Below are 8969 nucleotides of genomic sequence, written 5' to 3' on the forward strand. Positions count from 1 at the left end.
CGCCCCTCCGCAGGTCAGGCCCGGCTGATCCGCTCACGCGCTATCGCTCGGCGTTCGGCAACGCGATCGACACCCGCCGCGCCCACGTTGACGGCGCCTCACCGGCATAGCGGTGGAACGCGCGGGTGAGATGCGCATGATCGGCATACCCACACGCCGCTGCGATGTGGCTCCACGACGGCGCGCCCGGACGTCGTGCCAATTGCACGGCGTGCTCGAAGCGCAGAATGCCCGCCAATCGCTTGGGGGTGAATCCGGTGGCCTCGCGCATGGCGGCCCCGAGCCGCGCGGCGCTCCAGCCGGTGTCGTGCTGCAGCTGCTCGATACGGACCTGGCCACGCGTCTCGACCAGCGTGCGATACGCCTGCTGCACCGCGCGCGCGGTGACCGGCGTGCGTGCGAGACGCGCGAGGAGAAAGGCGTCGATCAGGCGCACGCGTTCGGCGAAGGTGGCGGCGTTGCCCAGATGCTCGGTGAACGCCCGTCCGCTCGCGCCGAGCGCGTCGTCGATCCCGCACGATTGGTTGGCGAGCCGCGCCATCGGGATGCCCAGCACGCGTTGCGCCGCGAGCGGCGTGAGATTCACCTGGACCGCGTCGGCGCTCGTGGCGCCGGTGACGTCCACCCACGTGTCGTAGACGCCCGCCGTGAACGACGCGCGCTGCGCCGTCGGGTGCGCGGGGGAGGCGATGGTGTACGCGGCGTCGAAGTTCACGATGAGCGGCACGATCGCGGCCGCGCATTCTCGGCGCACGGTGGGGGCGACGCTCTGCTCGCGCCACGCGACATACGCGCCCACGACATGCTCGCGCAGACGCGCGTCGGGGAGTGCCTGCTCCACCTCCCACCAGCCGCCATCCCACTGCTGCCGGTGGACCGCCACGGACTAGAACCCGAAGCCGGTGGACCAGGTGATGATGCGGCGGCTGCTCTTGAGCCCCACCGGATCGGCACCGACCCGTGTGTACAACCCCAGTTCCCCACCGAGGCCAAGGATGGGCCACACATGGAGCGAGCCACCCACGTACGTGCGCTTCGCGCTCGCCTTGAGCGGATCGTCGAAGGTGCGCAGGACGCCCGCGGTGAGCGAGGCCCCGCTGCCGAAGTGGCCCAGTGAATTCGCCACGCCCACGTTGAAGCCGGCACCGCCCAGCCCGACCTTGGCCGCGCCCAGAATGCACCAGTCACTCGTGGCGGACTCGCGCACGTACCCCATGCCGTAGGCGAGCGCCCACTTGAGCGGCGCCCCATACGTGAGCCCGCCCATGCACTGATCGAACTCCCACGTCACGGTGGGAGTGCGCGCGCTGTCGCTCGCCGCCCGACGCGGCAGGACCTGCGCCCCGAGCGCCTGGCTCGAGACACTCAAGGCCATACCGAACGCGGCCGCGAACGTACGCGCGTGCGCCATCAGTACTTCAACCCGCTCGCTTCCGCGAAATCCCGCATCGCCTTCTCCTGCGCTTCGCTGAGCGTCTCCGGAACGGTGATGGTGATCTCCACGAGGAGATCGCCCTTGCTGCCGTCTTTCTCGATGCCCTGCCCTGCGACCTTGAACCGCTTGCCGGCACTCGTGCCCGGCGGAATGCGCAACGCGACCTTCTTGCCATCGAGCGTCTTCACGCTGATGCGGGATCCCAGCGTGGCCTGCGCGATGTTGATCGGCACCGTGGCGATGAGATCGAGGCCGTCGCGCTTGTAGAAGCGGTCGGGCTGTACGGCAAAGGTGATGATCAGATCGCCGGGCTGTCCACCGGCAGCGCCCTTGCCTCCCTGACCCCGCAGCCGAACCTTGGTTCCCGTTTCGGCGCCGGCGGGCACCGTGATCAGGACCGTCCGGCGGGCGCGGGCCTCACCGGTCCCACGGCAGGTGGGGCACCGTTCCGAGGGGACGCTCCCGCGCCCCATGCACACCGGGCACGGGCGATTGACGGCAAAGCTCCCCTGCCCGAACGAGATCACCCCGCGGCCCGCACACTCGCCGCACGGCTTGACCTGGGCGCCCGGGGCCGCGCCGGTGCCCCGGCACATCCCGCACTCTTCGTTCACATCGATCTCGACCGGCACCTTGCCGCCCGTCGCGGCGATGCGGAACGGGACTTCGACGGTCTGTTCAACCGACTGTCCCTTCTCCGGCCCCTTCTGTCGCGCCCGCGCGCCGGCACCGCCGGCCGCGCCGCCGAACATCGAGGAGAAGAGATCGCCCAGCCCGCCGATGCCACCGATGTCGAAATCGGTGAAGGTGCCGGCGCCCGCCTGCCCCGGTCCCGGGCGCGTGCTGGCGCCGGGGCGCGACGCGCGCGCGCCACCAAAGCCGCCGACGCCACCGAAGGCGCCGAGGCGACGCATGTCGTCGTACTGCTTTCGCTTCTCGGCGTCGCCGAGGACGTTGTACGCCTCGGAGATCTCCTTGAAGCGTTCGGCGGCCTTGGGATCGTTCTGGTTCGCGTCGGGATGGTACTGCTTCGCCAGACGGCGATACTGCTTCTTGATCTCGTCGGCCGTCGCCGACGACGAGACCCCGAGGACCGCGTAGAAATCGGTGCCGTTGGCCATGATGAGGGGTGGCCCTGCTCGCTCAGTTGCCTGTGAACTGCTTCACGACCACGCGCGCAGGACGCAGCACGTGGCCATTGATCACATACCCCGCCTGGAAGCAGACGGCCACGACACCATCCTGTTCGGCGCTTTCCGCCGGCGCCGTGGTGACCGCTTCGTGCAGGTTCGGATTGAAGGGATGCCCGGTCGGGTCGACGACTTCGAAGCCGTGCCCCGCGAGCGACTTGAAGAGCTTCTTCTCCACCATCGCCACCCCATCCACGACGGTCTTGGCATCGACCGTGGTGGGATCGACGTGGGCGAAGCGGGTGATGTCATCGAGCGCATCGAGGAGGCCGCGCACGAGGTCCCCCTGCGCCCGCCAGCCGGCTTCCTGTCGCTCCTTGGTGGCGCGGCGGCGGAAGTTCTCGAATTCGGCCGCCAGGCGGAGGTACTTGTCCTTGGACGCCTCGAGCTCGGCGGCCAGCCCGCTGTCGGGGGCGGCGCCGTCAGCCTGCGGCTGGGCCTGGGTCTCGGGGGCATCGACCGCGCTGGTCGGGTCGAGCGGTTCGCTGGTCGTGGGATCAGTCATATGGCAGAGCGTACGTGAGGTCGAGCCGGAAAGTTCGGGACTAACCGGGGCCGGCTCAAGGCATGGCGGGGGCGGAGCTCAGCCCCGGGAGGTCCAGCCGGTGGCGTCGGGATCGCGTTCGAAGGCGCGTCGGAGGCGGTCGAGCCCCAGCTGGGCCGCCCGGTAGCGGATCTCGTTCCGATCGCCGGGGAGCACGGCCCGTACCGCATGGACCTCGCCAGCCACGTCCACGGCCACCCACACGGTGCCGACGGGCTTCTCGGGGGTGCCGCCGTCGGGGCCGGCGATTCCGGTGATGCCGATGCCCACGGTGCTGCCAAAGCGGAGGCGCACGCCGGTGGCCATGGCCCGCGCGACGGGCTCGCTGACCGCGCCTTCGGCAGCAATCACCTCGGCCGGGACCCCCAGCTCGCGTGTCTTGACCTCGTTGGCGTAGGCGATGATCCCGCCGAGCATCACGGCACTCGATCCGGGGATCGCGGTGAGTCGCTCGCCAAGCATCCCGCCCGTGCAGCTCTCGGCCACCGCGATGGTGGCGCTGCGCGCGCGACACTCGAGGAGCATCAGCGCCGCGAGATCGTCGGCGTTCTCGCCGTAGACGAACGTGCCGACCTTCTCACGCAGCTGATTGGCCGCGTCACGCAGTGCCTTCTCGGCCTCACGCGCGGGCAGGCTCCAACTGGTGAGTCGCAGATCGACACCGTCATTGCCCGGCAGATACGCGAGCGACAGTCCGTTGATGCCGCGCGCGAGTTCGCCGAGCCGATCGGCCACGGCGGATTCCGCGATGTTCGCGGTGCGCAACGTGAGCGAACGAATGACCGGCCCATCGGTGGCCATGCGATCACGCAGAAACGGAATCAGCGTATCACCGAGCATCCCGCGCATTTCACGCGGCACCCCCGGCAGCATCGCCACCCACCGCTGCTGCGCATCTTCGAGATAGATGCCGGGCGCGGAGCCGTGCCGATTAGGCAGAATGATCGCGCCCTCGGGGACCATCGCCTGCTGCTTGTTGCTCTCGGGGATCTCGGTATTGAAGCGCTTGCGCCAGCGCTCCTGGAGATTGGTGAGGATCTGCTCGTCCATCACCATGCCCTTGCCGAAGATGCTGGCGATCGCCGGCTTCGTCATGTCATCGGCGGTGGGGCCAAGACCGCCAGTGGTAATGACGGCACCGGTCCGCTCCAGTGCCTGCTGCACCGCGTCGCGAATGGACGTCGCCTCATCGCCGCAGGTGGTGCGTCGCACGATGCGCACGCCAAGCGCCGCGAATTCCCGCGCGAGATGCGCGGCGTTGGTATCGATGGTGAAGCCGAGCAGGAGCTCGTCGCCGATGGTGACGATTTCGAGGTTCATGCTCTGAATCTAGCGCATGGCCGCATCACACTGGGCCTGCCCTGCGGAGGAGCGGAGGGGTGGGGCAGCGGAGGGCCTGCGGCGCGATGACGCCTCGGTGACGAAAGCTCGTATTGGTCAGCGATGGCACTTATCCCTCTTCACGAGGCTATCACCGGCGACGTCGTGGACGCGAGCATCGCGATTCACCGTGACTTGGGGCCGGGGCTCTTTGAATCAGTATACGAAGTGCTGCTCTCGGACGAGCTGATTGCTCGCGGGCACCGGGTCGCCCGACAGGTCGAAGTTCCGCTTCGCTACCGAGGGCGTGAGATCGCGCATGCCTTCCGTCTGGACCTACTTGTCGACGACGTGGTTGTCGTAGAGATCAAGGCTACCGACCGGTCGTCGCCGGTGCACGCGCGCCAGCTCCTGACGTATCTGAGAGTCATGCAACTGCCGATCGGGCTTGTCGTCAACTTCGGCATGCCGAGGATGATCGACGGGATTACGCGGGTCACCACTACCCGCTTCATCCCCCGTTGAAAGGCCTCCGCTGCTCTCACGCTCCGCCCCTCCGCAGGGCAGGCACTGCCCAACCTACCGGCGAGCCGACCTCAGTCAGGCCAGCCGCACCACCTGGCGGCCGTAGCGGCGCAGGTAGAGCCACAGCGAATACACCGTGAGCGCCACGGCACCGATCATCGACGCGACGCCGACGAAGCCGTTGAAGAGGGCGAAGGCGCGCCAGGCGGAGTCGTCGAGCCAGCCGCGGTGGGTGGCGAAGGTGATCGCGAAGAACCAGAAATACGCTGCGCCGAGCCAGACGCTCTGGAAGGCCGTCTTCCACTTGGCCGGGCCGATGGCGGCGATGACGAGGCCGCGGCGGGCGGCGACCTGACGGAAGATCGTCATGAAGGCCTCGCGGCCGAGCACGACGATCACGATCCAGAGCGGGAGCGAGACCTTGCCGAACGGCGTCGCGAAGAGGAACGGCGACGGCGACGGCGTCGCGCCATCCGGGACGAGCAGCGCGTAGTGCTTCTGCAGGATGTACATCGGCACCAGCGTCGCCAGCAGGAGCAGCTTGTCGGCGAGGGGATCGAGCAACCGGCCGAGGTCGGTCACCAGATTGCGCTCACGCGCCAGGTGGCCGTCCCAGTAGTCGGTGACGGCGGCGATCACGAAGAGCATGAACGCGATGAGGCGTGCGCTCCACGTGGTCGTGAACGGCAGCCACGCAATCAGCGGCGTCAGGGCAATGCGGCCAACAGTGATTGCGTTCGGCAGGTTCACGCAGGGTCCTTGGGGCGAGCGGCGAAGCCGGGGCTAGGCGAGCGTCTTGAGCACCAGCTTGGACACCGCCTTCAACGTATCGAAGACGCCATCACCGGTCACGGCCACCGCCTCGAAGTACGGCACCCGTTCCACCCACTCGCCGGTGGGGAGCTGGCTCACTAAAAACTCACCCGGACGGAAGGGATCCGCCAGCGGTCGCATCCGCGTGGGGTCGGTGACTTCCCATCCCGGATTGAGCATCGACTGCAATTCGGCCAGCGAGGCGGAATTCGGCAGGTCGCGCTTGTTGTACTGGATGACGAAGGGCATGCGCGTCAGGTCGTAGCCGTACGCCGCCATGTTGTCATACAGGTTCTGCATCGACTCGAGGTTGGCCTCGGCTCGCTCGACCTGCGAGTCGGCGACGAACACCACCCCGTCCACGCCCTTCAGGATGAGCTTCCGGCTGGCGTTGTAGTACACCTGACCGGGCACCGTGTAGAGGTGGAACCGCGTGCGGAAGCCGCGGATCGTGCCCAGGTCCACCGGGAGGAAATCGAAAAAGAGCGTGCGCTCGGTTTCGGTGGCCAGGGAAATGAGCTTCCCGCGCGTGGACGGCGAGACCTTGCCGTACACGTACTCCAAGTTCGTGGTCTTGCCGCCGAGCCCGGGGCCGTAGAACACGATTTTGCAGTTGATTTCGCGGGACGCGTAATTGATCATCGACATGCGCGCGCGTCCTTACTGAAAGAGCCGGTCGATCTCGTCCTCGGCACCGGCGAGGAATCCGGGCGGCGTCGACGACGCGCTTTCGCCCCGCGCGAAGACGGCCTCGAAAATCTTCGAGAGCTCGTCCACGGCGGACTTCATGCGCAGTCGCACGAGCCCGAGCGTGGTGCGGTTGTCGAACAGCACCACGAGGATGACCCGGCGCGCGATGTCGGCCAGGTACATCGATTCGCGTTCACCCTGGTGAAACAGCACGTTGAAGTCGCTCTCGCCGATCAGGCGCGCGAGCTGATCATTCGCGCTGAAGTCGGCCGCCGTGAGCGTGGCGAACGCCGTCGCATCGAAGTGCGGCGGCTCGCCGACGGTGGCCACGAGCTGCCCACTGCGATCGACGAGCAGCGCACAGCGCGCCTTGGCGTCGTACAGAAACCGCTGCAGGGTGATCGTAATGGCCCCGAAGTCATCCTCGGTGAACGACCAGGTGGCAGCGCCAATGGGCATGAACGGATGGGCGAAGGGCTCGGGCTCCCCCGCCGGCGATACGCGACACTCGTCACGCGGCCGGCATGGCGGAGGGACAACGGGCGACGCTACGAACGTAACAACCGTTCCGTCCGGCGCAGAACCCCTCGAGCCCGCCGGCGTAGCAACGGGTGAGGTTCCCAGGCCAGATAGTCCCGCAGGAGCCGCGCACTATCAACGCTTGGATGCGCCCGAAGGTAACCGAGCGCGGCCAGCCGCCGGAGGGGTTCGGAATGAAAGAGGGCACGACGGTGACGGCGCTGCTGGGCGCTCCACGCCACCATGCCGGCGGCGACCCCCACGAGCAGCCCCAATCCCAGCCAGCTGCGGTCTGAAAGCCCCCCGGACTGCCGAATCACGCGCCGCATGCCCTGCCCCCTCCCTTCACGGTCTGCCGGCCCGGCCGGCGGACCCCGGGTGGGTCGGCCCGGCCGGTCGGTTACGGCATATCCCGCCGTGCGGCGAGCGCCTGGGCGATCGTAACCCCGTCGGCATACTCGAGGTCCCCACCGACCGGCAGGCCGCGCGCGATGCGGGTGACCCGTACCCCATGCGAGACGAGCTGTCGCTGTACATACAGCGCCGTCGCCTCCCCCTCGAGCGAGGGATTGGTGGCCAGGATGACCTCCTGCACCCCCTCGGGGCCGATCCGGGACAGGAGCCCCCCGATGGTGAGATCGTCGGGCCCCACGCCATCCAGCGGCGACAGGCGCCCCCCAAGGACGTGGTAGAGCCCGCGATATTCGCCGGCCCGCTCGATGGAGGCGATATCGCTGGCCTCCTCCACCACGCAGATGATGGCGGCATCACGCCGGGGGTCAGCGCACAGCGCGCACAGCGGGGCTTCGGTGAGGTTGTGGCAGCGGTCGCAGGGGCGCACGCGCTCGGTAAGCTGCACCAGCGCCTCCGCCAGCCGCCGGCTCTGCCCGGCCGGTTGCCGGAGGAGATGATAGGTCAGCCGCAGCGCCGTCTTCCGCCCGATCCCGGGGAGACGCGCCAGCTCGCTGGTGAGATCGTCGATGGCCGACACGTGCGCCGAAAACTCAGAACGGCAGCTTGAACGGCAGATCGATGCCGCCGGTGACCTTCTGCAGCTCCATCTGCATCGCTTCGGCCGCCTTCTTCTGCGCTTCGGCCACCGCGACCACGATCAGATCTTCGAGCATCTCGATGTCGTTCGCATTCACGACCGACGGTTCGAGCTTGATGCGCTTGAGCTGCATCTTCCCATCCACTTCGGCGACGACCATGCCGCCGCCGGCAAGTGCGGAGAACGTGCGGTTGCCCATCTCTTCCTGCATCGACTGCATGCGGGCCTGCATGTCCTTCACTTGGCCCATCATCTTGAATAAGTCCATCGTGTCGTCCAGCCCTCGTTGTGAACTGATCAGTTTGGGGTTTGGAGTTTGAGGTTTGGGGTTGTGAGTTTCCACTCGCCCTAGTCCAACAACTCCAGCTCCAGCGCCTTCACGGCGGCTTCCAGTAATGGATCCTTGCTCGCCATCTGTTCCGTGCGTTGCTGCTGCACGTCGTGCGCGGTGAGGCGCTTGGTGGGCCGCGGCGCGGCCGGCGCGGCGGGGGCCACGCCGTGTGACGTGAGATTGAACGTGGTGAGGCCGGGGAGCACCTGCCGCAGCGCGGCGAGTACGTCGGCGCGGGCGTTCTCGGCCATCGTGGCCCACGTGTCGTCGCTCAGCTCATACCCGATGCTGAGCGCGCCGGTGCCGTTCACGGCGAGGGGCTTGAGCCGCTGCACGGCTTCGGCCACCATGCCGCGCCCCTTGGCGCGCAGCGCATCGGCTACGGCACTCCAGCGCTGCTGCACCTGCCCGAGTTCGGGTGCCGGCGCGGGCTCGGCTGGCGTGCTGGGTATCCGACGTGGCGGTGGCGCGGTCTGCGCCGCCGCGGCGGCCGCGGCGACCTGCTGCGTCGCCGGCCGAGGCGTGGGCGGCGGGGGGGCGTAGCTCACCGG

At 68.1% G+C, this 8969-nt stretch carries 12 protein-coding genes; 1 reads left to right on the top strand and 11 read right to left on the bottom strand.

The genetic code is table 11. The annotated features are described in order from the left end of the window. Positions 1 to 40: 40 nt before the first annotated feature. From K2R93_15465 to K2R93_15485, 5 genes are all read right to left on the bottom strand, one after another. Positions 41 to 883 carry a helix-turn-helix domain-containing protein gene (locus K2R93_15465; protein ID MBY0491240.1) on the bottom strand — a complete coding sequence of 281 codons (843 nt, stop codon included), beginning with the start codon at positions 881 to 883 and terminating at the stop codon, positions 41 to 43. 3 nt (positions 884 to 886) lie between these two features. After that, positions 887 to 1411, bottom strand: a complete 525-nt coding sequence (locus K2R93_15470; GenBank protein ID MBY0491241.1) for a hypothetical protein — start codon at positions 1409 to 1411, stop codon at positions 887 to 889. After that, positions 1411 to 2556: a J domain-containing protein gene (locus K2R93_15475; protein ID MBY0491242.1), complete on the bottom strand. Its 1146-nt coding sequence runs from the start codon at positions 2554 to 2556 to the stop codon at positions 1411 to 1413. Before K2R93_15475 ends, K2R93_15470 begins: the two co-directional genes overlap by 1 nt. A 22-nt stretch (positions 2557 to 2578) precedes the next feature. Continuing rightward, positions 2579 to 3130 (bottom strand): nucleotide exchange factor GrpE, encoded by a 552-nt coding sequence (locus K2R93_15480; GenBank protein ID MBY0491243.1) that lies wholly within the window; start codon positions 3128 to 3130, stop codon positions 2579 to 2581. A 78-nt stretch (positions 3131 to 3208) separates the two neighbouring features. Continuing rightward, complete coding sequence (locus tag K2R93_15485) at positions 3209 to 4489, bottom strand: competence/damage-inducible protein A (GenBank protein MBY0491244.1); 1281 nt, start codon at positions 4487 to 4489, stop codon at positions 3209 to 3211. A gap of 123 nt (positions 4490 to 4612) precedes the next feature. Here K2R93_15485 and K2R93_15490 point away from each other — a divergent pair, with 123 nt between their 5' ends. Beyond that, positions 4613 to 5014 (top strand): GxxExxY protein, encoded by a 402-nt coding sequence (locus K2R93_15490; protein MBY0491245.1) that lies wholly within the window; start codon positions 4613 to 4615, stop codon positions 5012 to 5014. 75 nt (positions 5015 to 5089) lie between these two features. Here K2R93_15490 and K2R93_15495 read toward each other — a convergent pair whose 3' ends face one another. From K2R93_15495 to K2R93_15520, 6 genes are all read right to left on the bottom strand, one after another. Further along, on the bottom strand, positions 5090 to 5764 hold the full coding sequence (locus K2R93_15495) for a CDP-alcohol phosphatidyltransferase family protein (protein ID MBY0491246.1): 675 nt from the start codon (positions 5762 to 5764) through the stop codon (positions 5090 to 5092). 33 nt (positions 5765 to 5797) lie between these two features. Next, positions 5798 to 6475, bottom strand: coding sequence for a gliding-motility protein MglA (locus tag K2R93_15500; protein MBY0491247.1), 678 nt, complete (start codon positions 6473 to 6475; stop codon positions 5798 to 5800). 12 nt (positions 6476 to 6487) lie between these two features. Beyond that, on the bottom strand, positions 6488 to 6976 hold the full coding sequence (locus K2R93_15505; GenBank protein MBY0491248.1) for a roadblock/LC7 domain-containing protein: 489 nt from the start codon (positions 6974 to 6976) through the stop codon (positions 6488 to 6490). A gap of 460 nt (positions 6977 to 7436) precedes the next feature. After that, on the bottom strand, positions 7437 to 8027 hold the full coding sequence (gene recR, locus K2R93_15510; protein MBY0491249.1) for a recombination mediator RecR: 591 nt from the start codon (positions 8025 to 8027) through the stop codon (positions 7437 to 7439). A gap of 13 nt (positions 8028 to 8040) precedes the next feature. Next, entirely contained in the window at positions 8041 to 8355 is a 315-nt protein-coding gene (locus K2R93_15515) for a YbaB/EbfC family nucleoid-associated protein (protein MBY0491250.1), read from the bottom strand. 80 nt (positions 8356 to 8435) lie between these two features. Next, on the bottom strand, positions 8436 to 8969 hold a 534-nt coding region (locus K2R93_15520), incomplete at its 5' end, for a hypothetical protein (GenBank protein MBY0491251.1).

This window comes from Gemmatimonadaceae bacterium (assembly GCA_019752115.1).
Taxonomy (GTDB): Bacteria; Gemmatimonadota; Gemmatimonadetes; order Gemmatimonadales; family Gemmatimonadaceae; genus Gemmatimonas.

Bases quoted from the DNA above. Each gene is read 5' to 3' on its own strand.
- K2R93_15470 (MBY0491241.1), bottom strand. From the start codon at position 1,411: ATGGCGCACGCGCGTACGTTCGCGGCCGCGTTCGGTATGGCCTTGAGT.
- K2R93_15475 (MBY0491242.1), bottom strand. From the start codon at position 2,556: ATGGCCAACGGCACCGATTTCTACGCGGTCCTCGGGGTCTCGTCGTCG.
- K2R93_15480 (MBY0491243.1), bottom strand. From the start codon at position 3,130: ATGACTGATCCCACGACCAGCGAACCGCTCGACCCGACCAGCGCGGTC.
- K2R93_15485 (MBY0491244.1), bottom strand. From the start codon at position 4,489: ATGAACCTCGAAATCGTCACCATCGGCGACGAGCTCCTGCTCGGCTTC.
- K2R93_15490 (MBY0491245.1), top strand. From the start codon at position 4,613: ATGGCACTTATCCCTCTTCACGAGGCTATCACCGGCGACGTCGTGGAC.
- K2R93_15500 (MBY0491247.1), bottom strand. From the start codon at position 6,475: ATGTCGATGATCAATTACGCGTCCCGCGAAATCAACTGCAAAATCGTG.
- K2R93_15505 (MBY0491248.1), bottom strand. From the start codon at position 6,976: ATGCCCATTGGCGCTGCCACCTGGTCGTTCACCGAGGATGACTTCGGG.
- K2R93_15515 (MBY0491250.1), bottom strand. From the start codon at position 8,355: ATGGACTTATTCAAGATGATGGGCCAAGTGAAGGACATGCAGGCCCGC.